This window comes from Helicobacter rappini, assembly GCF_900198625.1.
In the GTDB taxonomy this organism is placed as follows: domain Bacteria; phylum Campylobacterota; class Campylobacteria; order Campylobacterales; family Helicobacteraceae; genus Helicobacter_A; species Helicobacter_A rappini.
The window spans coordinates 21,639-48,480 of the sequence record NZ_FZPK01000014.1; the positions used below are offsets into that span (position 1 = coordinate 21,639).

The 26,842-nt window shown below is 35.3% G+C and carries 22 protein-coding genes and 1 pseudogene; 9 read left to right on the plus strand and 14 right to left on the minus strand.

Annotated elements, in window-relative coordinates; genetic code table 11:
• Positions 1 to 6 precede the first annotated feature (6 nt).
• Positions 7 to 678, minus strand: coding sequence for a hypothetical protein (locus C6H17_RS03515; protein WP_005218108.1), 672 nt, complete (start codon positions 676 to 678; stop codon positions 7 to 9).
• A gap of 273 nt (positions 679 to 951) precedes the next feature.
• Positions 952 to 3,045 (minus strand): methyl-accepting chemotaxis protein, encoded by a 2,094-nt coding sequence (locus tag C6H17_RS13400; protein ID WP_104731340.1) that lies wholly within the window; start codon positions 3,043 to 3,045, stop codon positions 952 to 954.
• Between the two features lie 638 nt (positions 3,046 to 3,683).
• On the opposite strand from C6H17_RS13400, the gene C6H17_RS03525 reads away from it, so the two are divergent.
• The 4 genes from C6H17_RS03525 (at position 3,684) to C6H17_RS03540 (ending at position 7,263) form a co-directional block, all read left to right on the plus strand.
• Positions 3,684 to 5,036 (plus strand): tetrahydrodipicolinate N-succinyltransferase N-terminal domain-containing protein, encoded by a 1,353-nt coding sequence (locus tag C6H17_RS03525; RefSeq protein ID WP_005218111.1) that lies wholly within the window; start codon positions 3,684 to 3,686, stop codon positions 5,034 to 5,036.
• 139 nt (positions 5,037 to 5,175) lie between these two features.
• Positions 5,176 to 5,562, plus strand: coding sequence for a flagellar motor switch protein FliN (gene fliN, locus C6H17_RS03530; protein WP_005218113.1), 387 nt, complete (start codon positions 5,176 to 5,178; stop codon positions 5,560 to 5,562).
• Between the two features lie 24 nt (positions 5,563 to 5,586).
• Positions 5,587 to 6,456 carry a FliO/MopB family protein gene (locus tag C6H17_RS03535; protein ID WP_005218115.1) on the plus strand — a complete coding sequence of 290 codons (870 nt, stop codon included), beginning with the start codon at positions 5,587 to 5,589 and terminating at the stop codon, positions 6,454 to 6,456.
• 3 nt (positions 6,457 to 6,459) lie between these two features.
• On the plus strand, positions 6,460 to 7,263 hold the full coding sequence (locus tag C6H17_RS03540) for a TonB family protein (RefSeq protein WP_104731341.1): 804 nt from the start codon (positions 6,460 to 6,462) through the stop codon (positions 7,261 to 7,263).
• A gap of 370 nt (positions 7,264 to 7,633) precedes the next feature.
• Here C6H17_RS03540 and C6H17_RS03545 read toward each other — a convergent pair whose 3' ends face one another.
• Positions 7,634 to 9,565, minus strand: coding sequence for a hypothetical protein (locus C6H17_RS03545; RefSeq protein WP_223808381.1), 1,932 nt, complete (start codon positions 9,563 to 9,565; stop codon positions 7,634 to 7,636).
• A gap of 467 nt (positions 9,566 to 10,032) precedes the next feature.
• Here C6H17_RS03545 and C6H17_RS03550 point away from each other — a divergent pair, with 467 nt between their 5' ends.
• From C6H17_RS03550 to C6H17_RS12825, 5 genes are all read left to right on the plus strand, one after another.
• Positions 10,033 to 11,040: a lipid A deacylase LpxR family protein gene (locus C6H17_RS03550; RefSeq protein ID WP_005218123.1), complete on the plus strand. Its 1,008-nt coding sequence runs from the start codon at positions 10,033 to 10,035 to the stop codon at positions 11,038 to 11,040.
• 478 nt (positions 11,041 to 11,518) lie between these two features.
• Positions 11,519 to 13,858, plus strand: coding sequence for a hypothetical protein (locus tag C6H17_RS03555; RefSeq protein WP_020995910.1), 2,340 nt, complete (start codon positions 11,519 to 11,521; stop codon positions 13,856 to 13,858).
• Between the two features lie 111 nt (positions 13,859 to 13,969).
• On the plus strand, positions 13,970 to 17,617 hold the full coding sequence (carB, locus tag C6H17_RS03560; protein WP_005218126.1) for a carbamoyl-phosphate synthase large subunit: 3,648 nt from the start codon (positions 13,970 to 13,972) through the stop codon (positions 17,615 to 17,617).
• Between the two features lie 37 nt (positions 17,618 to 17,654).
• Complete coding sequence (locus tag C6H17_RS12430) at positions 17,655 to 18,038, plus strand: hypothetical protein (protein WP_199768856.1); 384 nt, start codon at positions 17,655 to 17,657, stop codon at positions 18,036 to 18,038.
• Positions 17,995 to 18,510 (plus strand): class I SAM-dependent methyltransferase, encoded by a 516-nt coding sequence (locus C6H17_RS12825; protein WP_233714085.1) that lies wholly within the window; start codon positions 17,995 to 17,997, stop codon positions 18,508 to 18,510. The genes C6H17_RS12430 and C6H17_RS12825 overlap by 44 nt, the downstream gene beginning before the upstream one ends.
• Before the next feature lie 206 nt (positions 18,511 to 18,716).
• Here C6H17_RS12825 and C6H17_RS03570 read toward each other — a convergent pair whose 3' ends face one another.
• The 11 genes and pseudogenes from C6H17_RS03570 to C6H17_RS03615 form a co-directional block, all read right to left on the minus strand.
• The gene (locus tag C6H17_RS03570; protein WP_233714086.1) at positions 18,717 to 19,277 is read right to left on the minus strand and encodes a GNAT family N-acetyltransferase; all 561 of its coding nucleotides are present in this window, start codon (positions 19,275 to 19,277) and stop codon (positions 18,717 to 18,719) included.
• A gap of 140 nt (positions 19,278 to 19,417) precedes the next feature.
• Positions 19,418 to 19,828: pseudogene (locus C6H17_RS03575) on the minus strand (DapH/DapD/GlmU-related protein); the annotation flags it as partial.
• Positions 19,825 to 20,904 (minus strand): GNAT family N-acetyltransferase, encoded by a 1,080-nt coding sequence (locus tag C6H17_RS03580; protein ID WP_020995908.1) that lies wholly within the window; start codon positions 20,902 to 20,904, stop codon positions 19,825 to 19,827. The gene C6H17_RS03580 and the pseudogene C6H17_RS03575, both read right to left, overlap by 4 nt.
• Complete coding sequence (locus C6H17_RS03585) at positions 20,901 to 21,992, minus strand: GNAT family N-acetyltransferase (protein WP_104731342.1); 1,092 nt, start codon at positions 21,990 to 21,992, stop codon at positions 20,901 to 20,903. Before C6H17_RS03585 ends, C6H17_RS03580 begins: the two co-directional genes overlap by 4 nt.
• The gene (locus C6H17_RS12830) at positions 21,989 to 22,186 is read right to left on the minus strand and encodes a hypothetical protein (RefSeq protein WP_040463253.1); all 198 of its coding nucleotides are present in this window, start codon (positions 22,184 to 22,186) and stop codon (positions 21,989 to 21,991) included. Before C6H17_RS12830 ends, C6H17_RS03585 begins: the two co-directional genes overlap by 4 nt.
• Positions 22,179 to 22,778 (minus strand): class I SAM-dependent methyltransferase, encoded by a 600-nt coding sequence (locus C6H17_RS03590; protein ID WP_233714087.1) that lies wholly within the window; start codon positions 22,776 to 22,778, stop codon positions 22,179 to 22,181. Before C6H17_RS03590 ends, C6H17_RS12830 begins: the two co-directional genes overlap by 8 nt.
• A gap of 37 nt (positions 22,779 to 22,815) precedes the next feature.
• Positions 22,816 to 23,568, minus strand: a complete 753-nt coding sequence (locus C6H17_RS03595) for a class I SAM-dependent methyltransferase (RefSeq protein ID WP_020995906.1) — start codon at positions 23,566 to 23,568, stop codon at positions 22,816 to 22,818.
• A gap of 2 nt (positions 23,569 to 23,570) precedes the next feature.
• Entirely contained in the window at positions 23,571 to 23,966 is a 396-nt protein-coding gene (locus tag C6H17_RS03600; RefSeq protein WP_005218143.1) for a sugar 3,4-ketoisomerase, read from the minus strand.
• Between the two features lie 20 nt (positions 23,967 to 23,986).
• A complete protein-coding gene (rffA, locus tag C6H17_RS03605) occupies positions 23,987 to 25,117 on the minus strand; it encodes a dTDP-4-amino-4,6-dideoxygalactose transaminase (RefSeq protein WP_104731343.1) in 1,131 nt (376 codons plus the stop codon).
• Positions 25,118 to 25,198: 81 nt separating this feature from the next.
• Positions 25,199 to 26,074 carry a methionyl-tRNA formyltransferase gene (locus C6H17_RS03610; protein WP_005218146.1) on the minus strand — a complete coding sequence of 292 codons (876 nt, stop codon included), beginning with the start codon at positions 26,072 to 26,074 and terminating at the stop codon, positions 25,199 to 25,201.
• Positions 26,071 to 26,838, minus strand: coding sequence for a WbqC family protein (locus C6H17_RS03615; protein ID WP_104731344.1), 768 nt, complete (start codon positions 26,836 to 26,838; stop codon positions 26,071 to 26,073). The genes C6H17_RS03610 and C6H17_RS03615 overlap by 4 nt, the downstream gene beginning before the upstream one ends.
• Positions 26,839 to 26,842 lie beyond the last annotated feature (4 nt).

Sequence of the window (26,842 nt, forward strand, 5' to 3'; positions counted from 1 at the left end):
CTCTATTTAATGTATATTTGATATTCTCACTCTTACATGTGTAATTTTTATAAGACCACGCAGTATAAAGCCAAGTGCTATGCAAAATGTAGCAAATATCACAACAAGCAATACTAAAAAAGCAAACAATAAACTAGAATTTGCCTGTGCTAAAGTCGCAATAGCCATATCAACCTGCATACCGCTTTGTATCCCGCTGGTATCAAAGGCTAATGCGACTAGAAAGATTCCTAAAAGCATAACAAAAGATGCTAACGCATAAAGTTTAAAGGCAGTGATAAAATGCCCTAAATTAGTAATAGAGCTCATCTCATAAGCGATTTTATAAGAAAAATACATATTGCAGCAAAGGACTACAATAAAATAGGCGATTAAAGCTTCTAAAAGCACTAACGCACTGCTAGATTCAAACAAAGCTAAGGCAAAGCTACAAAGAATCTGTATAACTATCATATACACATAATTGCGAAATAATAACGCATTAACAATCTTACTAAATCTATACAACACATAGAGACTATATACTAAGAAAGCAAGTGAAATAACATTAAAAAGCATGTCAGATTGCACGAGTATGGGGGATAACATGCAGATAATAATACCGCAAAGAACAGCATATACTAAGCCATTCTTTGCGCTCTTTAACTCCGCATGATTCTCAATCTCAAGGATTTCCATATACGATTTTACTCCCTTTTGCTATCTTGTTTTTTGTTTATGTTGTTTTTCCATTTTTTCGTTATCGCGTGATTATAGCAAAATTTTATTATTTTTTAATCTATGATATGAAAAGGATAAGTTAATTATGTTTTTGTTTATTTGGATTAATTCTAGCATATAGTAGAGAAGCATTGCATGTGATTTTACTATATGCTCCAAAAAATAGACTATACAAAAGATTTTAAGTAAAAAGTGTTTGTATGATAAGCACATACAGAATCTTATATCATCTTAAAACTTCTTCCTATTTACATCTTCTAGAATCTTAGCGGCAACAGAATCTATTGCAGTGCTTATATCTTGTGATTTGTTAGCGATTTCTACATTTTGTTGTGTGGTTTGCTCTAGTTGTGAGATAGATTCATTAATCTGTCCTATGCCTTGAGCTTGTTCTTTTATAGATTCTGCCATATCGTTAATGCTTTGGACTAGTATATTTGTATTTGCTTCAATCTCACCCAAAGACTTTTGCGTTCTCTCTGCTAGCTTTCTTACTTCATCTGCAACGACTGCAAAGCCTCTGCCATGCTCCCCTGCTCTTGCTGCTTCTATTGCTGCATTAAGTGCAAGTAAGTTTGTCTGGTCTGCTATATCTCTAATAATACCTATTACATTTTTAATGTCTTCGCTTTGTGCGATAACTTCACTTGTTCTGCCACTTACATTTTGCATTGATGAAGTAATCTCTTCAACTGAAGCAGCAGTTTGCTGAAGTGAGCTTGCTTGTGTGTTTGAGCTTTGTGTAAGAGTAGTTACTGCTTCTTCTAAATCTTTTGATTTAGATTCTAACTCTTTTGCAAAACTTTGACTTGTATGCAGCATACTTCTAATCTCTTTGCCCAAAGTATTTGTAACAATATCTACTCTACCTTGTGCGTCTTTTACTTCTGTTGTGAAATCTAGGCTTACATAAGATTCAAACACGCGATTGATTTCATTGAGATTCTTACCTACACCTACAGCTAAAAGATTTAAAAGTTCATTTACAGAATCTCTTAATTCATTTAATTGCGGATTATTCCCTTTAGATTCTATAAGGCTATCGGCATGTCCTTGTTTTGCTCTGCCTATGACTTGAAGAGATTCTGCTACAAGGGCTTTATCACATGTTAATCCTTGCGTTGTTTTCTCAATATTTTCATTAACGATTTGTGCCATTTCGCCTATTTCATCTAATGCCTTTGGTCGCAACGCATTTGGCAACTCTTTCCTTTCATGATTAAGAAAAGCAAAGAATGCATGTAAATGATGACGCACATTATGAATCCTTGAAACAATACGCTTTCTAATATAAAGCTGTGTAGCAACAATGATAACCCCTAGCGATATAAGCACGGAGCATAAAATAATAAGACGAAGTTTAAAAAGAGAACTAAATATAGAATCTTCTGGTGCGACAACCATAAATGTCCAATAGGTATCCATATTTCGCCCTGCTTTAAAAGGCACAATACCCGCATAGCTTAATTCTCCACGAGCATTGTAATACTCAAGCACACCTTCTTTGTGGGTATTGATAAAATTTACAACCGCTTTCATGCTTTCATGTGAATTTGCTTGAGTTAAAGTTTTACCTAAAAATGACTCATTTGGGTGAGCTACAATCGTGCCATCTTGTGCGATAAGTATATTATAATCATTTGTAAATACAGATCTTCTGCTTGCTAGAATCTCTTTGCTAAATGTTTTAAACTCAACAAAAAAGCCAATTATCCCTTTAATTTCTTTTTTCCTGTTTAAGATAGGAAAGTTTATAGTTACACCAAATTGACTATTGCCATCTATCTCTAATATCCTAGGTGTGCCGATATTGGGTTTTCCTGTCTGCATGACTTCTTTGAAACCGGGTAGATTTGTAAGATTTGAAGAAGCTTGTAAATGTTTTATATCCCCACTTATATTTGGATCATACATAAGGATCAAAAATTCATCATTATCTAGTCTATTCTTTGGATTTATGATATTATCACCACTATATCTAGAATCTTTTAAATACACATAGCCATAGCTCCCCCACTCAGTTGTCTTAATCATATTCATGACATTATCTTCCATGATTGCTTGATTGCCACCATTTGCCGTTAAGAGTTTTTCGATATTTCGTTGAGATAGGGCAAGAGATAGCATAACCTCGTCGAGATAACCACGCATGACATTACTTGTGCGTTTCCCTGCGTTAATAATCAATTTTTCTGCTTCACGCGATTGAATCTCTGTTGATTCTTTTACAATAACTCCAAGCATAATAAGCATACATATTATAAGAATGGTGCTTACATTTATAAGGATTTTTGCACCGATACCAAGTCTTGAGTAAAAATTCATAATATCATCTCCCTTCTCGCATTTAGTTAGAAATATTGTTGTTTTATTTAGAATCTATATCAGCACTTCTTTGGTGTAAGGTTACAAATCTAAAGAGAACATTTCCACTACGCTAAGACAATGCAAAAAAATAAAGATTCTATAAAACAAAATGGATAGTTGCAATTATAGCAAAAAAATACTTATTCTTAGTATATGAAAACTATCATATATATAATTTTGTAGCTATATTATTATATATTTTTGATTTTTAATTACATAAATATTATTTCTGTATATATGTATTTTTCATTATTTTTATTTAATATAAATTTTACATAGTTATGCATTATGAAATGGTATGAGTGCTTAAATATGGAATATTTGTATCAAAAAGTTTTATATCATGCGATTTTAATACTATTGACACGCAAGATTCTAAAAGTAGAATTAATATATAACACCATTAACAATCACATTATTTTCATTATTAAAAATCAATGTTATATTTTTTGCATTTCTATGTTTGCACAGATAGCAAACTTCAAAAAAGTTAGCCCTGCATACCTTACTATAATTTCATGCAACTAAAAATACAAACTTTTATGCTACCATAACAGGTTTATTCTAGAGTTCTATACTATTTCAAAGGAGATTTTATGTCACCAAGCCATTCTTCAATATCAATCATTCGCACAGAAGCTGATTTTAAACAATTTGTGGAAGCGTTCTATCAGGACAAAAAGCAGCCAAAAAGTTTTGGGATAGCTAGAGCAGAGATTTCCCGTCTTGATTCTAAAAGTGTTATAAGTATCAATTTTCCTTTTCTAAATTTTATGCAAAATTTTGGCAGCTTTGCAGTGTTTGCAACGGCGGCAAAATTGCAAAATTTTGAGAATAATGAAGTGGTTATTGATATTGATGCAGCATTTGTATTTCGTGCGTTATGTCTATTTTATCCCTTTATTGAAAAAGAGCTTTCAATCTATGATGAAAAACATGCAGGTGAAAACACTTTGCAAAAGTTTAAGAATCTTTGCGATAAATTTTCAACCGATCCATACTCAATAAAAACTGCTGATGTGCTTTTTACAGATAGCAAAATACACAGACATATCGGGGAGAAGCATAAAAATATACAAATTATTTTTGAGTTATTGCGTCATGTAAGTGATATTTATAAAGGTGAAAATGAGTTTTATAAATTCCAACTTGTTGCATATTTTGATGATTTACAAACAAACTCTCTGCAAGTAGCCTATGCTAAATTACACGCATTATCAGCAGGATTTGCACCGCTTAGAAGTCTTAATCTCGATGGAATCTTTGGACTTTTACCAAATCTTGCATGGAGTGGTAATAAGCCCTATGAATTGCAGTATTTGCGTGATAATGAAGTATCGCTAAAAATGGAGGGTGAATTCCCATGTATTGACTTTATAGACAAATTCCCCCGCTATTTAATGCAGGTATTACCACAAGCAGATAATATTAGAATCCTAGATAGTGCAAAAACTCGTTTTGGTGCGTTTTTGGGTGCTGGTTATACACAAATGCCGGGTGCTAGCTATGTGAATTTTAACTCTGGCACACTTGGGGCATGTATGAATGAAGGACGCATTAGCTCATCTGTAATCGTTGGTGAAGGCACAGATATTGGCGGTGGAGCAAGTATTTTAGGTGTGCTTAGCGGTGGGAATACAACGCCTATTAGTATTGGTAAAAACTGCTTACTAGGGGCAAACTCTGTAACAGGCATTAGCCTTGGGGATAGCTGTATCGTTGATGCTGGGACTACAATACTTGCTGGAAGTGTCGTAAAGATTAATAACGAAGAAGCACAAAAGATTAAAGAAGTAAATGCTAATTTTGAAATACAAAGTAATGGACTATATAAAGGACACATGCTAAGCGGTCTAAATGGCGTGCATTTTAGATTCATGACACAGAATCCTTGTCTTATTGCCTTTAGAAGTGCTAGGGCTATTAGTTTGAATAAAGATTTGCATTAGTTTGGAGTTTGCTACTAATAGGATTTAAAAACTATGTTTATTTATGTGAAGTTTTTAGGCATAAATAAGCCTTGCAAAATATTCTTTATAAAATTATAAAAATAGTATATAATTTATATTATTTTTTTGGAGTGTGGTTATGGCAGAAAAGAACGCAACAGAAGACAAATATGAGATTTTAGACAAGAAGCAGGTGCATACCCCGCGTGAGATTGAGCTAGCTTCATATCTTGAAGATATGATGGCAAATTATGAGGGGTTGCTTGATATGAAAGTGCTTTTTAGTGCAGATTTAGGCACGACACAAATACCACTTAATGAGATTCTAAAGTATGAGAAAGGTTCTATCATAGATTTACAAAAACCAGCAGGGGCAAGTGTAGAGATATTTGTAAATGATAGGGTTGTAGGCAAGGGTGAAGTTATGGTATATGAAAGAAATCTTGCTATAAGGATTAATGAGATTTTAGATTCCAATGCGATTGTGTATTACATTGCGCGTGAAGTCTCTGATCATGAGAGTTAATTGCATAAAGATTTAAGGATATGTATGCGTTATAGCATATTTGCATTTCTATTATATTACGCCCTATTCTCTTGTGTGTATGCAGCTACAAGGTATAAGATAACACAAGCCATATTGCATGATACGACAGAATCTAGCGTTCTTAAAATAGACAATAAAGAACATATTGCCCTACTTTTAGAGCTTACAATTGCACCACAGATTTTAGATTCTACAAGTTTTAACACATCTTTATCAATACAAGATTCTATCAAGCAAGACTCTATCAAAGCACAACAGCCAAGCACAAAATATAAATACATCATGCTAAAAGGCTTTATCATTGATAAAACACAGCATATAGCTACACCTTTAGGTAGTCTTTCAATAAAGCAAGATTCTATATTAAAACACGCCTATATTGAATTTAGCAAAGATACTGCATTACAGAGTGCCATGCTAATTTCACATGATAAAAAAGTATATCTTGTGTGTTTTGATACTACCCAAACCGACACAGATAAGCCCTTAGCTAAAGATTCTGATATAAAAAATTTATTAGAAGAGAGTAATTATGAGATTAGCTCATGGCGATATTTCCTTGTATTAGGCATTATGATTGCTATTTTGATACTCTTATATGTGATTAAGTTACGGCAAAATAGAGGGATAGAAACTTCTAGCATTGTATTAGAACAGGCAAAAATACTTGATTCTAAAAATAAAATTGCACTCATTAAATACGGGGGGAAACGCTATCTCATCGGTATAAATCCGCATGGTATAACCCTGCTTGATTCAATACAGCACGACACTCAAACAGACAAAACAAACGACATAGAATCTAGCCCAAAACAGCAAAGCTTCACACAGATTCTAAGTGAAAATCTTCTTTCTAAGCAACCAAAAAGGTAATAAATGCGTAGTGTTGCCACACATTATAGAATCTATAAGGATAGATTCTTACTTGCCTTTAGCCTATCAATACTTGCACATATTGCCCTATTTTTTATCTACAAAAGTTTGCCTATGCCAGAAAAAAAGGTGGTTTTGCGTCCTATCTCACTTGGTGTGTTGCAACAAGAAAATATGCAGCCAAACATTATAGAATCTAGCACAAATACATCACAACCACAGACAGAAGCCACGCAAAATAAGCCTACACCGCAACAAAAAACTACAAAAAAAAACACAGCTACAATCACGCAGCCACAAACGCCACCAAGCACAGATATAGACTTACAAAGTCTAAGTATCCCGCAAAATACAGGGGAATTCAACCCCTTTGCTAGTCCAAAGCCAAGCCTAACACAAGAGCTAAAAAGACAAGCAGATAATGCAAACTTTGATAAATTGCCACAAAAAATACGCGATGATCTCTTGCAGCTTTATGGCACAGAGCTGCAAAATATGAGTAAGGAAGAAAAGGATTATCTAGCAGAGAGCTATTTTTTAAATGGCGAAGTGTTTCAAAAAACCGCCGATAGAATGGGCTATCCACAACTTGCTATATATCTAAAACAGCAAGGCGTGGGCTTGATTGAATTTGTATTGTATCCAGATGGGCATATTGAGAATGTAAAAATATTGCAATCAACAAATGCAGAAGCCCTAGATGATTCTCTGCGATTATTAATAGAGCAGTCTGCAAAAAGTTTAAAGCGACCCCCAAAGCCAATCACAATACGCGTAAGAGGAAACTACAACCTAAGAATGCAGTAATCACAAATTTATTTGATAACTCTAAATTTAACACAGCCCCAGATTAGCCAGACTAAAACTCCAGCATATACGAAAACAAATATAACTCAACGCAAATAAATCTAGACTCTACCAATTTACAAATATGAGTCAATATTTGCGGTTTGAGACACCTTAACAAAGTAATAATCTCATTTCGTATTGTAGCTTTAAACTTGAGTACATAAATGTAGTTTCTACTTGGAAAAATAGGTTGTGGCAGTAAAAATAGAAAATCTAGATTCCAACCATTACACACTGAACCCCTATGTCCCTCATAGATGGTGAATCACCCCATAAGCTTGATCCACCTTAAGCAACAGCATAACAAGTAAAATGCGGTATAGCAATATTACCTTGGCTTTTTTATCCTATTTTGTGCGGTAATGTCAATCGTAATGCTATCATCTTCATTATTTGCATACGCCACAGCGTAATATACAATATAGTATGGTGATTTATCGCCTTTTTTGTCTTTCCAGCCATTGCCAAAGTCTTCTAGCACTTCTGTGTAGTAGTTTGCCACACATGTTCTTTTTTGCGTTTTTGTCTGTATGCCCTTATCTTCAATATTACTGATATGGGCGGTTAGCTTTGTGGTGATTTGAGCTTTAGTTTTATCCCATAATTGCATAAATTTTTGCTGTGCCTCTGTGCCGTTTCTGCGACCTTCCTCTTGGGCTCTTACCATAGCATGTTGGTAGAATCCCGCTTGTGCAAACTGCCTATATACAAGATCTGAATCACACATTGGCGGTGTGCGTCCTTGTGGCTTTTGCTGTGCTTCATTGTTACGCACAAGAGTTGTTGTTTGTTTGCGTCCTTGCACTTGAGTTTCATTTAAGATTGTGAGTTTGGCTGTATTTGAATCTTTGCATGAGATTTGATAGGTAACCTGATACATAGGCGATTTATCGCCCTTTTTGTCTTTCCAGCCATTGCCAAAGTCTTCTAGCACTTCTGTGTAGTAGTTTGCTACGCAGATTCTAGTCTCTCTATCAACTTGAGAATCTTGCTCATAAATATTACTTACACGCGAGATAAGTTTTGGTAAAATCGCCCCTCTTGTCTGCTTCCACAAACGCATGAATTCATCTCCAGCACTCTGCCCTTTCAGCCGTGCCTCTTCTCTAGCACGCACACTTGCATGTAAATCAAGGCTTGTTGCGGCAAATCTGCGTGTTATCTCACTGCTATTGCAGCTAAGAGCAGCTATGCAAGCACCTATTTGTGTGCTTTCTCTTGGCTGTGTTTGGTTTGCCTTGTCTTGGGGATTATCTTGCGTTGTTTTTTCTTGTTTGTTTTGCTTATCATCTTGGTCATTCATCGTTTCTTTATTGCTAGTTTCATGAGTTAAATCTTTATTGTCTGATTGCTGATTTGTAGAATCTTGATTGATAGAGTTTTGGTCTATATTTTCAGTGTTTGTAGTGTTTCTATTTTGCGTATTTGTAGAATCTGTCTCATTTTGGGCTAATGTATCATTAGGTTGATTAGAATCTTGGCGTGTGTTTTCTGTATTATTTGTAGTTTTAGATTCTGCATTTTTGTTGCTTTCTTGATTATCTCGTGTGTTTGTGTGATTAGAATCTGTTGTTATGGCTTCATATTTGTCCTTATTAGTCTCATCATTGGGGGCATTCTCTTTATTAGGTATATCTTGCGTGGTGTTAGATTCTGCAAGAGTGGTGGAATCTGCTTGATTATCATTAGTGGGGTTTTTATCAGATTTTTTACTGCTTGTTGTAGCGTCTGTATTTTGTGCGTGTTGCGTGTCTTTGCTAGATTCTCTGTTATCTTTTGTAGCGGTTTTTGTTACAGAATCTTTATGAGTTTTATTTGGGCTAGTTTTAGAATTATTGTTTTTAGATTCTGTTGTATTGGTTGTGGGGTTTAGATTTGCTTTAGGTTGCTGGTTGCTATCTTGCGATACCTTGGTGGTATCGGGATTTTGTGCTTTAGAATCCTGTGACTTATTTGAGTTTAGAGTATCATCTTCTGGTGAAATTGCTGTATCTGTTTTTATAGACTTAGTTTCTTGTCTCTCATTGGATGTATCCGTGGGTAACACACTATCATTGGTGTCTAAATGAGATTCCAAATTTTCCTCATGTTTTGTTTGAGAATCTTTTGATTTATCCAGATTGGTATCAAAATCTTGCTTATTACCTTGCTCTTTGCTCTCTAGCACTTTATTGTTCTGTGTATCACCAGCGGTATTTGTGTAATATACAGCAACACCGCCTACCAAAACTAGCAACACAAGTATAATGAGAATTCGCATCTTCTTTGCTTTCATCATGCCCTCACAAAATAAAAATAGGCTTATTATACATTAAAAGTGCTGAAAACATGCTTTAAAATAAAAGTATGAAATATCTATATTATCTTTGTTTTGACTAACAATTTTTATCTGACTATCTTTATTCACACTTATATATTTATATTTGCTTCTGTCTTAATTAATTATTGTCCAATGTTATGGACTTATCCCAAGCTCAAGGCTAGAAACTTCTTATTTACAGCGTGCAAATCCACACCTCACCCAGAGATATAAAGTCTAAGTCTTTGTCATTTCTAAACAACTTAACATAAACTTATGGAAATATAAGCAAAAAGTCTGTATTGTTCTAGATTCTAAAAATAGTAAAAGTTTTAGAATCTTGTGAGTTTTATCCATAGTATTGATTGATGGCAGGGTTATTTTAAAGCCAACTTTAATTAATAACTAAATCTTAATGAAAGGAAATCATGTATTTTCACACACAAAATAGAAACTATAAAACCGCATTTATGCTTATAAGTGCTATATATATGCTGAATGCTACTTTATATGCTAGAGAGATTGTTGCTTACAATAAACATCATATTGCACTATCAAGCGATAATGACGCATATTTTGAGCCTACAAATTACGATAGATACTATACAGCTGGGCATAATCTTAGTTACACCTCAAAGGAATGGCAGAATAGCCCGCTTGCATATACTGCATTATTCTCTAGGCTTTTTAAGAAAGATTTGGCAAGCTCTTTTAGCATTGGCATAGGGCAAGAAGTCTATACGCCCTCAGCCCGTTTTGCATTAAATCCACCTGCAAATGACGCCCCTTATGGCGGCTATCTCTATCTCAACACCATGATACAAAATCGCACGGATAATTTTTTAGAACAGCTTGAGTTAAATATCGGCATGGTGGGCAAGGCTGCACTAGGTAAAGAAGCACAGGATTTAATACATGAATTAATCAACTATTATCCTTTAGCAGGTTGGGATCATCAGATTAAAAATGAATTTGTCTTGAATGCGTATTATAAAGCAATGTATCGCTTTGATATCATCTCAAATATTTTTGATATACTGCCCTATGGAGTTATAGCCCTTGGTAATGCAAATACGCATTTAGAACTTGGTGCAAAAATGCGTGTTGGCTATGGTTTGCATGGTGATTTTGGAATACAAAAAGCTACTTCAAATCATATAGGTTCGATGAGTTTGAATGATGATTTTAGATTCTATGTAACTTTTGGTATTGCAGAGCGTTTTGTGGGACGCAATATGTTTATACAAGGAAACTCTTTTGGTGGATTTCAAACACAGCTTGATATGGCAAGGTGTGTTTATGAAGCAGAGATCGGGGCTTTAATCGCATGGAAGGGCATATCTCTAGCTTATATGTATTCATATAAACAAAAAGAATTTAGAGAACAATTACTTGATTCTAACTATGCGACACTGCGTTTGGAGATAAGTTTTTAGAAGTGCATACAATTAGTTGCCTATTATAAAACATATGATGCTAACTTACACCTCCACATAACACCAGCCTACATATGCAAAATACTATATCAATAATTTTTAGGACTGTTAATATAGTGTGTTTCAAATTTTAATATTGTCTATAATATAACAACCCCACAATCTTTTAATATAAAATAAGCGTATTAGACATACGCAAAAATAAAACATATAGACACAATAAAAACCTTTAATAACGAACACAACACAAAGCTTTGACATAAATAATAAAGCTTACCAAGACTTCGTAAAAGCAAAACTAGCCGCACAAAAGGGCGCAGAAGTCTTAAACGATAAATTCTCAAACAATGATTATATACAAGGTGCATACAGAGCAGTAAAAGAGAGTGCAAAAAGCTTTAATCCCCTTGATGAAGAAACAAAAGAGAGATATAACAGGGGCGGATTCTTTGATGCCACATGGGAAGCATGGAACACAATGACAGGACAAACTGCCCTAAGAAACTATAACAAAGAAAAGCTAAAAGAGAAAGAAGCACAACAGGCAGTGTATTCATACCTAGAAAAATATGGGACAAGTAAGGAATCTATAGGCTTAAAAAACTATGAAGAAGATAAGCTAAAAGAACAAAAGCTTATAAAAGGGATTCAAAACAAAGAGATAAAAGACTTAAGCGAAGAGGAAAAGGATTATTTAAGAGATTCTGAATCTAATATATCCCGCTTTATTGACTATCTTTTTACAGATGAAAATAAAAACCTCCAAAAGTATAAAAACAATCTTACAAGACAAAATATTAACCATGAATTAGTAAAAAAGCTAGTCATACTTGACTCTCAAAACTCATCGATATTTAACTTAACAGAGGATTTGCAAAAAGAAGCCAGACAAAAGACACTTACATCAGGCACAAAACTAGCCCAAATGTATGGCTATGATAGGCTAGAGTATGACAAACAGGCACAAGATTATGTTTTAATCGATAAAGAGGGTAATAAGCTTTACCCCGATATGCAATCAGTCTTTAATAACTTAGGGACTGCCCTTGAAGCAAATTATTATGATGTAGTGTCTTCCTTTGTCCCAGTAGGAAAAGCCCTTCAATTAGGAAAGGGGAGTGTTAAACTCACCCAAAGCTTAGCAAAAACAGCCCTGCAAAGTGCGGGAATGAGTGCGCTAGCTAGTCCGCTAGATTATATCAATATGCAAAACGAGACAGCCCAAGAGGGCGATATACAAGACATACTAAAGCATAGCACAGGAAATGCGTTAGGCAGTGCAGTAGGCGTGTATGTTGGTGCAGGTATAGCAAAAGGGGCAAGTAAGGCATACAACAGCATTAAAGATTTAAAGAATCTAAGCACAGATGATTTAAAAAATATAAAAATAAGCAAATACCTAGATAATGAAGAAGCTTCAATACACAGAAAACTAGCAAAATTCAATAAAAGTGAGATAGATTCTAACTATGAAATATTTAAAGGTTTGCAAAGCGATAGAATTATAAGTAAAGAGATGAAAGACCCCACATTCATGGGTAACTTCATGGATAAAATAAGCGATTATAATGTATTAAAACATCTCTCAAGTAAGAAAGAAAGCCAAGATAAGCTACTTTCTGCATTATTTTCTAATAAAGAGTTAGCCAGAGAGTTTGCAGGAAAACTCACAAGCGAAGAGGCTACAATCGTAAATAAGGCAATTCATGCAATGGGGGAAAACTTTACAAGACTTTCTAAAGAATACGAACAACAGATTATAGATGAGTATGCAAAGAGTGGGAAAATAAAGGGATTAAACCCGCATACTGAAATGCAAAATCGTCATGTTGAGACGAAGCACGAAACATCTTACTTAAATGAAAAAATCGATTCTAATTTCACATACACCACACAAGAAACAAAAGGTATAAAAGTTTTAAGAAATGATTTAATAGGAGTATTGAGCCTATATAAAACCCAGCCCATAACAAACAAAGAAACAGGAATGCAAGGCTTTATAACGACTGATGAGATTAATAAAATATCAAGTAAAAAGGCAATAGATAAAAGTATCGCAAACGGATTTAGTAGAGACGAGCATTTTAAAGTAGCACAAGATTTAAAAAGTTTATTTGAAAATAGTAAATTAAAAGAATCGCACGCAGACAATAAGCAAAGAGAGCATATAAAAGTGCATAGATTTATACAAGATTTAAGTATAAATGATAAAGAAGCACAAGCAAAAATCACACTATTTGAAAAAATAGAAGGGAAAAACAGAATCTATACTTTAGAATTAGAAGGTTTAGAAAAACCCGATTCCTTAAGCGTTAGTATGCGTAACGCAGAATCGGCGGTTAAAGCTCAATCGGTGGCGACCGCACACCCTGAAACCACTACTATTGCTAAAACCGATACTGACATTATACCACAAAACCTGCCAGAAGTCTATAAACACATGCTAGACGAAATAGACAAACAAGCAAAACAAGATTATAAAACAAGCATTAATAACTTGCAAAACGCATTAAGTGATACAGACTTTAAAGCCACATTACTGCAAGGCTACAAACAAGTAACAGATGATGCAATTGAAAGCTTAGGACTTGATAATCAACTCACAAATACTTTAATACGAGAAACACAAAAGCTAGAATCTAAACAAAGCATAAGTTTAAGCGAAGCCATAGAATTACGCAAAAATATAAATGAAATCATGCGAAATTATGAAAAAAGCAGCAGTGATTTAAAGAAATTTAGGGCAAATAAACACCTAGATAACATAAAAGATAATATCGATAATGCCATTAAAAACGCCCTAGATTCTAAAATATAAAGTGAGTTTTACTCACAACAACTAAGCGATATTAATGCACTCAATATAACAAAGTAATAAAGATTCTATTGTATAATTTTGCAAAAAAAGACAGAAACTTAAAGGATATATATGCCAAACCCCACACAACAAACACCAAAAATTGCACCAAAACGCACCGATATTCACACGATTTTACTCATTGGTTCAGGTCCCATTGTCATTGGACAGGCTTGTGAGTTTGACTACTCTGGCACACAGGCGGTAAAGACGCTAAAATCTTTAGGCTATCGTGTTGTGCTAATTAATTCAAATCCAGCAACTATTATGACAGACCCAGACTTTGCGGATCGCACTTATATTGAGCCTATTACTGAAGAGATTATTGCGGATATTATTAAAAGAGAGAGTGTTGATGCGATTTTGCCTACTATGGGCGGACAGACAGCCCTTAATGTTGCAATGAGTATGTATGAAAAAGGAATGCTAGAAGGCATAGAGTTTTTAGGTGCAAAGCCTAGTGCGATTAAAAAAGGTGAGGACAGACAGGCTTTTAAAGAGGCTATGCTAAAGATTGGTATGGACTTGCCAAAATCCCGCTATGCCTACACGGAGGAAGAAGCCTTAGAGGCAGCAAAAGAGATAGGATTCCCCCTTATCATTCGGGCTAGTTTCACTCTTGCAGGTGGGGGCAGTGGCGTAGCATATAATATTGATGAGTTTAAAGCGGTGGCAAAAAATGGCTTAGAGACAAGCCCTATTAATGAAATTTTGATTGAAGAATCTTTGCTTGGCTGGAAAGAATATGAAATGGAGGTGATACGGGATAAGTTTGATAACTGCATTATTGTGTGTAGTATTGAGAATCTTGATCCTATGGGCGTGCATACAGGTGATTCTATCACTATTGCACCAGCTTTAACACTCACAGATAAAGAATATCAAAGAATGCGTGATGCAAGTTTTAAAATCTTGCGAGAAATCGGCGTAGATACAGGCGGTAGCAATGTGCAGTTTGCTATAAATCCAAAAAATGGCAGAATGACTGTCATTGAGATGAATCCGCGTGTATCGCGTAGCTCCGCCCTAGCGAGTAAGGCAACAGGCTATCCTATAGCAAAGGTGGCTACAATGCTTGCTGTGGGCTTTAGCCTAGATGAGATAAAAAATGACATTACAGGCACGCCGGCGAGTTTTGAGCCTAGCATTGATTATATTGTTACAAAAATACCCAGATTCACATTTGAGAAATTCCCACAGGCAGATTCTACACTCACAACAAGTATGAAGTCTATCGGCGAAGTAATGGCGATTGGCGGGAGCTTTAAAGAGAGTTTGCAAAAGGCATTGTGTAGCCTTGAGACAGGCATATTTGGACTAAATCAAATCTGCAATGATTTAGAGACTATTAAAAAAGAGATTAGACGACCAAACGCAAATAGGCTGCTTTATATCGCTGAAGGCTTTGGGCTTGGAATGAGTATTGATGAAATGCACGAGCTATGCAGGATTGACAAGTGGTTTTTACACGAGATAAAAGAGATTGTAGATTCTGAATCTAGTATCACTTCGCAGATTCTAAGCGATGAATCTCTTATGCGGCGGATAAAAAGCTATGGCTTTAGCGATAAGATGATAGCCCATTGGCTAAAGCATAATGATGGAATGGAGATAAGTGAAAGCGAAGTATATCAGGCTAGAATTGGGCTTGGTGTGGAGTGTGTGTATAATGAGGTGGATACTTGTGCGGCGGAGTTTCCAAGTCTTACGCCTTACCTTTACTCAACAATTGGCAACTTTATGAGCGTTGGCAATTCGGCTTTCACGCGATCTTTTGGGGAGTTTGAAAATTCTTTGTGCGGCAGCCCTTTGAGGCTAGCCTCCGCAGAATTTTCTGCACAACCCCAAAATCTTACGCAAAATCCTAGAATTGCGGATTCTGTAAATACAGAATGCCAAGATTCTAGTGATATGGATTCTAGCAACACAGAAAATTCTAGTATCGCGAGTGAAGTTCGTGGGTTATCAAAGAATTGTGCGGAGACTAGCCTAAAGGGCTGTCGCACAAGCAATTCTGCAGATTCCCGCGAAATTCACCACGAGACGAATTTTCCCAAGGTTATGATTATTGGTGGTGGTCCTAATAGAATCGGTCAAGGCATCGAGTTTGACTACTGCTGCGTTCATTCAAGCTTTGCCCTAAATGATCTAGGCATAAAAAGCATAATGTATAATTGCAACCCAGAAACGGTAAGCACAGATTATGACACAAGCGATGTGCTTTACTTTGAGCCAATTGACTTTGAACGCGTCCGGGCGGTGATTGAGAGAGAAAAGCCAGATGGCATAATCGTGCATTTTGGCGGACAAACACCCTTGAAACTTGCAAATTCCCTAACAAAAATCAATGCCAAAATCATCGGCACAAGTGCAAAGGTCATCGACACCGCAGAAGATAGAGAAAAATTTGCAAGTTTTGTAAATAATCTAGGGCTAAAGCAACCCCAAAATGGCATAGCTTATGAGAAAGAACAAGCTTATAGTGTGGCTAATAAAATCGGCTTTCCAGTGCTTGTTAGACCTAGCTATGTGCTTGGTGGGCGGGCTATGCGGATAGTGTATGATGATGATGAGCTAAAGCAGTATATGGACGAGGTGATTGCTGTGAGTGATAGCTCTCCCGTGCTTATTGATAAGTTTTTGGAATACGCCATTGAGCTTGATGTGGATTGTATTAGCGATGGAGAGAGTGTGTATATCGGCGGGATAATGGAGCATATTGAAGAGGCAGGGATTCACAGCGGGGATAGTGCGAGTTCCTTGCCTACGATAAATATTAGAGAATCTATGCTAAAAGAGATAGAGCAAAGCACGGCAAAAATTGCTTTGAAACTTGGTGTAGTGGGGCTTATGAATGTGCAGTATGCAATCTATAATAATGAGTTGTATTTGATTGAAGTAAATCCGCGTGCTAGTCGCACCGTGCCTTTTGTAAGCAAAGCTACCGGACTGCCTTTAGCTAAAATTGCTACAAGAGTTATGTGGAATCATAGTGTAAAAAAAGCAGAATCTAAAGATTCTATATTAGAAGAGGCGTTAAGATTCTATGATAAATATAATATGGTAAAAGAAGTGGGTTGTGTTGATATGGAATCTTTGAATATAGATTCTAAGATAAATAAAATATTCACACATAAATCATTAAAACATTTCAGCGTTAAAGAATCGGTTTTTCCTTTTAATAAATTGCCGGGAGCTGATTTACTACTAGGACCAGAGATGAAAAGCACAGGTGAAGTTATGGGGATAGGCAAAAGCTTTGCATTCGCATTTGATAAAAGTCAAAGTGCATGTAAGAATCCACTGCCAAAAAAGGGAAAAATCTTTATTTCACTAAGAAATAGCGATAAAAAACACGCCGCAGGACTAGCAAAGACTCTGCAAGAAATCGGCTTTGAGATTGTAGCCACGCTTGGCACACATAAGATTCTAAGCGAAGCGGGTATAGAGGCTAAGGCGGTGCTAAAAGTGAGTGAGGGCAGACCGCATATTAACGACATGATAGCAAACCATGAAATCGACATGGTAATTAACACAAGCAGTAATAAAGCCCAGCCAGACGCAAGGCTTATTAGAGAAGCCGTTTTGCGTGCTAATATCCCATATTTTACAACCATTTCAGGTGCAAAGAGTGCCGCTATTGCTATGCAGGCAAATGGCAATGATAATGAAAATACAAGAGTTAGCACTAAAGCATTGCAAGATTATCTCAATGAGTAGTTGAAAATAATTTAAACAATAAAAGAAAGGATAAGTCATGTTTGATAATTTTCCAAAGATAAGAGAGGCACTACCACAAGCCTACCAAGAGATTTATGAGCAATTTTATAAAAGCAATCGAGAGGGCGAAGGGGTAGCAAGTGGCTTAGCCCAAAAATTAGAGCGTTGGCTACATTACAAAGTAGCCAATGACACACAAGGCATTAGCGGACATAAAACCCTAGAAATAGGTGCAGGAACGCTTAATCAAATATCCTATGAAAGCGATTTCACACATTATGATATTATAGAACCATTCAAAGCCCTTTATAAAGATTCCCCAAAACTCCAACATATCAATGCCATATATAAAGATATTGCAGAAATAGCACAAAGCAGTGATATTAACGGGGGGGGGGGGGGTAAATACAAATGCCGATAAAATAAGTGCATTTGCCAAATCCCACATAGAATCCCCTGTCTCCCTTGAATCCACGCAATCCATTCAATCCCAAGTCCAAAGCCCATTTTATGACAGAATCATCTCTTGTGCAGTTTTAGAACATATTGCAAACTTGCCTGAAGTAGTAGCACACTCGTGCTTGTTATTGAAAGATGATGGCGTGTTTTCCGCTGCTATCCCAAGCCAAGCTAGATTCCTATGGACTATGGCTTATAAACTCTCAACCGGCATAGAATTTAGACTTAAATACAAGCTAGATTATGATGTGATTATGAACTATGAGCATATCAACACACAAGCTGAAATTATTGAAATATGCGATTATTTTTTTGATTCTGTGAAAAAGTCGCTTTTTGGCGTGTGTGATGAGCTTTCAATCTACACACACCTTTCTTGCAGAAAGCCAAATAGACAGAGGGCAAAGGATTATCTCGCTTCATTTAAGTCGTAAGCTATTTTTAGGATCTCTAGACGCTGTAATTTTGATATTGCGTATAAATGCCTACAACCTATACGACAATATCATTTTCCCCAGCTATACAGATTTTCATCGATACAGCCTTACGCGCATAGCTAAAATAAGAAATAAAAGCACGCGGTTGCTTATGTCTCTCAAAGAAGTGTATTCTATCTTTTTTTGCTGCAATACTGCTGTTTTTACTGAATTTTCAAAGATTCTATAAAGCAATCTATATCAAGTGGCATAAACTTTAGATATTTCTGTTTAGTTTTCTCGTATTCTTGGCGTGTGAAATGGAAATAATAGTTTTGTATATCCTCTGCAACAATACTTGCACCAAACTTTTGATGAAATGCAACTACGCGTTCATTTTCTTTTCTCACATCAAAATGACTTTGTGTGAAACCAAGTCCATAAAATGCAAACTCATAAACACAACAAACAGATTCTATTGCAGCATAAAAAGGTGCATTTTCAATAGTGATAAAACTCCCCCAACAAAAAGAATCCTCTAAAAAATCATAAAGACGCACCAAGCCAAGTGGCACACACTCTTCTATCACAAAATAATATTCCTTGCCTAAAGATTCACGCTTTTTGTAATCTACAATCCATTCCCTTTGCTTTTCAATCTCGCTATCAATAGGGTGCAAAAACCTTGCTTTATGTTGATTAGAACGCAACGATAAAATAAATTCCGCATCAAAAACCTCCACCAAACGCAAAGTAATCTTGCGACCTTTTATCACCGCCATCATCGCACAACCCCTAAAAGCAATCGTTGCGATAAAAAGCATTGACACAATAGGGTAGTCAAACATTTTGCTAAAAGATTCCAAATAGCTACAAGGTATTCACCCCCCCCCCCCATAATAGCAACTTTATTACCTATTACTTTAGCATTATCACAAACATCTTTTATTACAATACTACCTGCTCCAATAAGCGCATTTTCACCGATAGTAATCCCGGGTAAAATCACAGCACCCGCTCCAATAGAAGCCCCTTTTTTAATCGTTGTTCTTAGAAATTCGCTAGGATATTGCTTTGATCTTGGATATTTATCATTAGTAAAACTCACATTAGGACCGATAAATACATTATCCTCAATCCTTAGTCCATCCCACACCTGCACCCCACATTTTATCGTTACATTATTACCGATTACAACATCATTTTCAATGAAGCAGTGAGAGCAAATATTGCAATTCTCCCCTATAATCGCATTGGGTAACACCACGCAAAACTGCCAGATTCTAGTCCCTTTGCCAATATTTTGGCTTTGCACATCAGAGAGTGGGTGTATCACGCCGCCCCCTTTGTAATGGGGTTTAAAGCAAAGTTTGTAATAGGTTTGCTAGAGCAGTATTTAAATCTTTTGTATTGAGTATGCCAAGATATAGGGCTTTTAGTTGCAAAACACTTAAGGGTTATTACCCCCCCCCCCCCGTTAATATTCAGCTCATAAAAACTATGCACAATTGTCCTTGCACCAAACCCCTCTTTTTGTGCGATAAGTCCTTCGTTTAAGAATAAACCATTATTCTCTGTGGAGATTCCAAAGTCAAAGTATTGTTTTGTTGTAGCATATTTATCTATCAATGTTTTTATAAGTAAGTCTAGCGCACCTATCGCCCTGCCCTTTTCACTTGTTGCTAAATATTGTGTATGCACGAGATTTGGATAGATAAAAAGCAAAGTAGCTGCTAGAATCTCATTATTTTGTTTTGCAATGTAGAGAGTAATATTTTCTTTAAATCTATTATGAAGTAATTCTAACTCTTTAGCTGAATGCACGGCTTGTGTATTATGCTTTGTTTGCAAGACTTCATTTAATAGCGTGATAAAAGCGGGGAAGTTGGTGGAAGATTCTATTTGCACTTCATTTTTTAATGCCTTTTTTACACCCCTTTTTCTTAACTCACTGAATCTAATGGGATTTTGTAAATAAATCGTAGCGGAACAATCTATCCGCATTATCTTAGCTCCACTTCTAAACAACGCATACAAATCTTCCTCAGCTGATACCTTGTGGTATATATGCGGTATGCTTTTATAAATCAAGCGATTAGATTTAATTTCTCGCATATACTCTTGCAATTTGCAAAAACACTCAAGCATTTTTTGCTGTCGCATAGAATAATCAACAATAAATCCACCAAAAGTTAGCCCTTGATGAGAATATAATACGCAATCTTTGATATTTAAAGGTAAAAGGGCGATAAGCTTAGAATCTTCATAAAACATTAATGAATGATCCATAAATCTATCGGCGTGATAGTCCATATAATTTCTATCAAACATAAAGATTCCATTTTTAGAATCTCTGTTAAAGGCATTCCATGTGTTTGCATACTCATTTGTGTAAGGCAAGATTCTAATCATAGAATCCCCCTTTTGTTTTTGCAATATTTAACCGCAAAAATACCAAACAACAAAGAGTAAAAGTATAGAAAAATGTGGTAACAAAAAAGTAGCGAAAATAGAGGTAACTTACCCCCCCCCCCCATAGTAGTCATGGCATTTGCAGTTATAGTCGCCAAAGCACTAAGCTCATAAAAACTATGCACGATAGTCCTTGCACCAAACCCCTCTTTTTGTGCGATAAGTCCTTCGTTTAAGAATAAGCCATTATTCTCTGTGGAGATTCCAAAGTCAAAGTATTGTTTTGTTGTAGCATATTTATCTATCAATGTTTTTATAAGTAAATCTAGCGCACCTATCGCCCTGCCCTTTTCACTTGCTGCTAAATATTGTGTATGCACGAGATTTGGATAGATAAAAAGCAGGGTAGCTGCTAGAATCTCATTATTTTGTTTTGCGATATAGAGAGTAATATTTTCTTTAAATCTATTATGAAGTAATTCTAACTCTTTGGCCGAATGCACGGCTTGTGTATTATGCTTTGTTTGCAAGACTTCATTTAATAGCGTTATAAAGGCGGGGAAGTTGGTGGAAGATTCTATAACTACACCCTCACGCTTTGCCCTAGAAATCTGTGCTTTTCTACCCTTTGGCATTGAAAGTAAATGTGCTAAATTAATGCTTGAAGAACAATCTGTGCGACAGGGCTTTGCCCCAAAGAGAGACAACGCATATATATCCTCTTGTGCGGGGTATTTATGATAAATATAGGGGATTGCTTTATAAATCATCTTTTGTGCCTTAATCTCTCGCATATACTCTAATAACGCCTTGAAACACTCAAGCATTTTGTATTGCTTCATTATGGAATTAGTGATAAATCCACCAAAAGTTAGCCCTTGATGAGAATATAATACACAATCTTTGATATTTAAAGGTAAAAGGGCGATAAGCTTAGAATCTTCATAAAACATTAATGAATGATCCATAAATCTATCGGCGTGATAATCCATATAATTTCTATCAAACATAAAGATTCCATTTTTAGAATCTTTATTGAAAGCATTCCATTCGGCACAATGCCTCATCTCGTATCGACAGATTCTCATATATCCACCTTGCCTATACTTGCCTTACACACACTCACTTTGCAATTTAGAAATATTTCCGCACCAAACTCTGGTAGATATTCAGTCATTTTATCTAGTCCTAATAACAGATTCTCATCAATGATTCCATTTTGCATACACTCTTGCATTTTCTTGTGATTAAAGGGTTTAATAAAATATGAGCCTTTATCCATAATGCTTACCCCCCCCCCCCATATTAGTTTTATTTACAAAGTCTATAAGACTTGCAAGGCTAAAAGTTGTGTGTTGCTGGAGATTTTTAGCGGTATGTGTTAAACCGCCAAGTGTCTCAATAAGCCCACTTTGATACGCCCACAATAAATGGAATGAATACGCATTAGGCACATTAATATGAAGTAAAGTATGAGAATCACAAAGGCTAAATATATCTCTTAAAAAAGATTCTGGATTTATCACTTCGTGCAAAAGAGAGCTAAGGATAATGAAGTCAAATTTTTGTGTTTTTAACTCTATAAGTTTAGATTCTATAAAGTCATTTATCACTTGAATGTTTTTATTGCCTTTAGAATCTTTTTGTGCTTTCTCTGCAAAGACTTTGGAAGGTTCAACAATGCAAAACGATTCAAAATCTTTATAATGATTTGCTATAGAATCGCTACCACAACCAATTTCTAGTATATGTTTCGCATTATAAGATTCTAAAAACTCTAAAACTTTCTTACGGCGAAAAGACACCATAATGCTTTCAAAGTCATAAGAACTCGCTAGATAATCTTGCGTATACTTATCTATATCTCGTTGCATTTTTACCCTTTGACTGCTTTTATTCTTATGAAACATTTCATGCACTCACTTTGCAATTTAGAAATATTTCTGCACCAAACTCTGGTAGATATTCAGTCATTTTATCTAGTCCTAATAACAGATTCTCATCAATGATTCCATTTTGCATACACTCTTGCATTTTCTTGTGATTAAAGGGTTTAATAAAATATGAGCCTTTATCTACAATGCTTGCTTGCTTGTCAACCTTAATAACAAAATCTACAAGGGTGGAAAGAGAAAAAGCCGTATGTCTTTGAAACTCTCTCGCTTCTTTCGTAATATCCCCAATTGTCTCAATAAGCCCACTTTGATACGCCCACAATAAATGGAATGAATACGCATTAGGCACATTAATATGAAGTAAAGTATCGCTATCACACAAGCTAAATATATCTTTTAAAAAAGATTCTGGATTTATCACTTCGTGTAAAAGAGAGCTAAGGATAATGAAATCAAATTTTTGTGTTTTTAACTCTATAAGTTTAGATTCTACAAAGTCATTTACCACTTGAATATTTTTAGCACCCTTAGAATCTTTTTGTGCTTTCTCTGCAAAGACTTTGGAAGGCTCAACAATACAAAAAGTTTCAAAATCTTTATAATAATTCATTATAGAATCATTGCCACAACCTATCTCTAGTATATGTTTCGCATTATAAGATTCTAAAAACTCTAAGACTTTTTTACGGCGAAAAGACACCATAATGCTTTCAAAGTCATAAGAACTCGCTAGATAATCTTGCGTATATTTATCTATATCTCGTTGCATTTTTACCCTTTGACTGCTTTTAAAAATTCATCATAATCGCGGATATATTCACTCTCATCATAGTAATCGCTAGCTAAAATCATTAGCTTACAACCATATGAGAAATTCCGCATTTCTCGCCACATATTTTTGCCAATATATAAGCCCACATCGGGGCGATTAAGCCATATAGACTGCCGCTTTTGCCCATCATCTAGGACAAACTCACACGCACCATCCATTGCCACTACAAGCTGCTCCAAATGCTTATGCGCGTGGAATCCCCTCTCTTCATCAGGCAATGTGTCATAAATGTAATACACCCTTTTAATCGCAAAAGGGAGATTTTTATTAGATTCTAAAGCGATGAGTTTCCCTCTCTCATCACCCATAACTTTTAATTTCACAATGTTATGCATTTTAACTATATATTCCCTATCTAACTCTTTATATACTGACCTGCAATCTCAAAAATTCTACACATTTCTTCTTGTGTTATTCCAAAATATAGGGGCATTCTAACAAGGGTGCTAGAAACTTTATTAGTTACTTTCATTTCCCCCCCCCCCCCATAAGTATGTCCAAATTTTTGTCCAGCAGGCGACGAATGCAAAGGAACATAATGAAATACTGGAAAAATTTCATTCTGCTTCATAAACTCTATAAAATCGCTTCTTTGCTGTAAGCTCTCAAATAACACATAATACATATGTGCATTATGTTTGCACTCTGCTGGGATATACGGCGTTTTTACACTTTTAAACACACGAAAAAAGTCATTATACTGATTCCAAATATCTAATCTTTTAGCATTAATTTTGTCCATATTCTCTAGTTGAGAATACAAAAATGCGGCTACCATGTCAGATGGCAAGAAAGACGAACCAATATCTACCCATGTATATTTATCCACCTCACCTCTAAAAAACTGAGTTCGATTGGTCCCTTTTTCTCTAATAATCTCTGCCCTTTCAATAAATCTCTCATTGTTGATAACCAGTGCTCCCCCCTCTCCAGAAATAATATTTTTAGTTTCATGAAAAGAAAAACAACCCAAATCTCCAATGCTACCAAGTGGCCTTCCTTTATAAAAGCTACCCACGCCTTGTGCTGCATCTTCCACAACAAATAGGTTATGTCTCTTAGCAATCTCTAGAATCTTATCCATTTCACATGCAACGCCTGCATAATGAACGCATACAATAGCCTTTGTTTTCTGTGTAATAGCAGATTCAATAAGATTCTCATCTATATTCAAAGTATCTTCTCTGATATCTACAAAAACAGGGACAGCTCCACGCAATACAAATGCATTCGCCGTAGAAACAAAAGTATAAGATGGCATAATGACCTCATCCCCTGCTTGCAAATCTAATAAAATTGCTGCCATTTCCAAAGCAGCTGTGCAAGAATGTGTAAGAAGCACCTTTTTGCAACCAATCTTAGATTCCAGTAATTTATGACACTGTTTTGTATAAAAACCATCACCACACAAAGCACCACGACGAATTGCATCTTGAATATACTTAAGTTCATTTTCAATCATGAAAGGTTTATTAAAAGCTATCATATATCTATCCAAATAAAAAGTAAGGTCGCATTATAACATATTTTTAATATATTTCAAATGCAACTAGGGACAATATCGCAACTATCTAAAATGTATTCGAAAATTTGGAGCAATCCATCTTTGTCCATTCTCATCTACAACTTCGCACAGTTTAACCAACCCAATCCCACACACAACAATACAGCATTTATTTTCCATAAAAATCACCTTACCACAATCTCTATTTGCTACCACAACATCTTTAATTACCTCTGCTTTAAGCACTTTTAAGATTTTATTCTCAAACATTGTTTTAGCCCCATCATACGGAAAACCAACAGCATCTATAAAACGAACAATTCTAGCGCTATCCCATTGCCAATTAATATGGTAATCTTGCCTATCTCTCCATAAACTATATGTGGCTTCTGCATGATTCTGCTTTTTAGCAATTAAACTTTTATTTGATTGAATATCTTTTAAGACCTTAATGCAAAGATCTGCATAAAGATGTGATATTTTACCAATAGCCTCCCATATCGTGATAGGATAAGATACTGCCATACTCTTTTGATAAATAATATCGCCCTTATCATACTCATTTGTGCCATATAGAACACTAACTCCAATCGTATCATCACCATTAATTAAACTAGTAACCAGAGGATTAAAACCCCGATACTTTGGCAACAAGGAATCATGAAAAACAATAATTTTAGAATACCCCTGAATCACCCATTTCCAACCGATCGCTACAGCATATGAGTTGTTATCCTTGTGAAATTTTGATATCTCATCTTTAAGACAAAATGGAATTCCATTTCGACAACATATTTCTTTAATATCATCAAAATAGCTCTTTTCGGTTTTGATGATATGTGTTACCACACATTCAATACATTGCAACAAGCCTTTTCGTTCAAGTTCGTTTAATACAAACAACCCCTTATATCCCAATACAAAAAGATAGCACTTCATGATGCCATCCCTTCCTTAAAGACATAATAACGATATTTAGTTACCCCCCCCCCCCCATTGATTGCATTAAAGCTTTTTAAGTACATTTTGGCATTTTCTCCCTCATTAAAGATAAGATCTATAACACTGACATTATGCACAAAAGGTGGATAAAGTTGAGTATATTCTTTATAATCAGAATAATCAAACCAAGTAAGTTTTATATTTGCTTGATTGAAAAGATCCTCTTGTATATAGCTTTTTGCTGCAGGTCCAGATATATATTCATCTGCCCCTACCTTTTGACATAAATCAACCAACCTTTGTGTTTTTCCTTCTATTAATCCATAATCTGTGTCCCAAGAAATTTTAGTTTGGATTCCAAGTATCGCATTAATCTCAATAATAAATTTATAATTAATCAACGATAAAAGAGATTCTGTGCTACATTCAGCATATAAAGATTCAAAAATTGTTTGATAGTGCTTAAAATATTGAGATTTAGCATAATTCATTTTAATGGCATTCCAATGTTTTTTGCTCCATCCAGAATCTGCAATTTGCGTTTGATTAATTGTCTGATTTTGAGAAATTCTTCCACCTATTTTAACCGGTATGCTTAACCATTGTATACCAACAGCAGTTTTGATTTGATTGCGATTTCTCCAATCATTTTTTGTGTATTGCATAGTATCATAAATAATAAACTCATCTACAGAATTGATTATGTCAAAATAACCTTTCCATGGAATGTAATTTGATTGTAAAATAGCTACTTTTTTCATCATA

Coding starts and splice junctions, on each gene's coding strand:
- C6H17_RS03515 (WP_005218108.1), bottom strand. CDS start 678: ATGGAAATCCTTGAGATTGAGAATCATGCGGAGTTAAAGAGCGCAAAG.
- C6H17_RS13400 (WP_104731340.1), bottom strand. CDS start 3,045: ATGAATTTTTACTCAAGACTTGGTATCGGTGCAAAAATCCTTATAAAT.
- C6H17_RS03525 (WP_005218111.1), top strand. CDS start 3,684: ATGTCACCAAGCCATTCTTCAATATCAATCATTCGCACAGAAGCTGAT.
- fliN (WP_005218113.1), top strand. CDS start 5,176: ATGGCAGAAAAGAACGCAACAGAAGACAAATATGAGATTTTAGACAAG.
- C6H17_RS03535 (WP_005218115.1), top strand. CDS start 5,587: ATGCGTTATAGCATATTTGCATTTCTATTATATTACGCCCTATTCTCT.
- C6H17_RS03540 (WP_104731341.1), top strand. CDS start 6,460: ATGCGTAGTGTTGCCACACATTATAGAATCTATAAGGATAGATTCTTA.
- C6H17_RS03545 (WP_223808381.1), bottom strand. CDS start 9,565: ATGCGAATTCTCATTATACTTGTGTTGCTAGTTTTGGTAGGCGGTGTT.
- C6H17_RS03550 (WP_005218123.1), top strand. CDS start 10,033: ATGTATTTTCACACACAAAATAGAAACTATAAAACCGCATTTATGCTT.
- C6H17_RS03555 (WP_020995910.1), top strand. CDS start 11,519: ATGACAGGACAAACTGCCCTAAGAAACTATAACAAAGAAAAGCTAAAA.
- carB (WP_005218126.1), top strand. CDS start 13,970: ATGCCAAACCCCACACAACAAACACCAAAAATTGCACCAAAACGCACC.
- C6H17_RS12430 (WP_199768856.1), top strand. CDS start 17,655: ATGTTTGATAATTTTCCAAAGATAAGAGAGGCACTACCACAAGCCTAC.
- C6H17_RS03570 (WP_233714086.1), bottom strand. CDS start 19,277: ATGATGGCGGTGATAAAAGGTCGCAAGATTACTTTGCGTTTGGTGGAG.
- C6H17_RS03580 (WP_020995908.1), bottom strand. CDS start 20,904: ATGATTAGAATCTTGCCTTACACAAATGAGTATGCAAACACATGGAAT.
- C6H17_RS03585 (WP_104731342.1), bottom strand. CDS start 21,992: ATGAGAATCTGTCGATACGAGATGAGGCATTGTGCCGAATGGAATGCT.
- C6H17_RS12830 (WP_040463253.1), bottom strand. CDS start 22,186: ATGGATAAAGGCTCATATTTTATTAAACCCTTTAATCACAAGAAAATG.
- C6H17_RS03590 (WP_233714087.1), bottom strand. CDS start 22,778: ATGCAACGAGATATAGATAAGTATACGCAAGATTATCTAGCGAGTTCT.
- C6H17_RS03595 (WP_020995906.1), bottom strand. CDS start 23,568: ATGCAACGAGATATAGATAAATATACGCAAGATTATCTAGCGAGTTCT.
- C6H17_RS03600 (WP_005218143.1), bottom strand. CDS start 23,966: ATGCATAACATTGTGAAATTAAAAGTTATGGGTGATGAGAGAGGGAAA.
- rffA (WP_104731343.1), bottom strand. CDS start 25,117: ATGATAGCTTTTAATAAACCTTTCATGATTGAAAATGAACTTAAGTAT.
- C6H17_RS03610 (WP_005218146.1), bottom strand. CDS start 26,074: ATGAAGTGCTATCTTTTTGTATTGGGATATAAGGGGTTGTTTGTATTA.
- C6H17_RS03615 (WP_104731344.1), bottom strand. CDS start 26,838: ATGAAAAAAGTAGCTATTTTACAATCAAATTACATTCCATGGAAAGGT.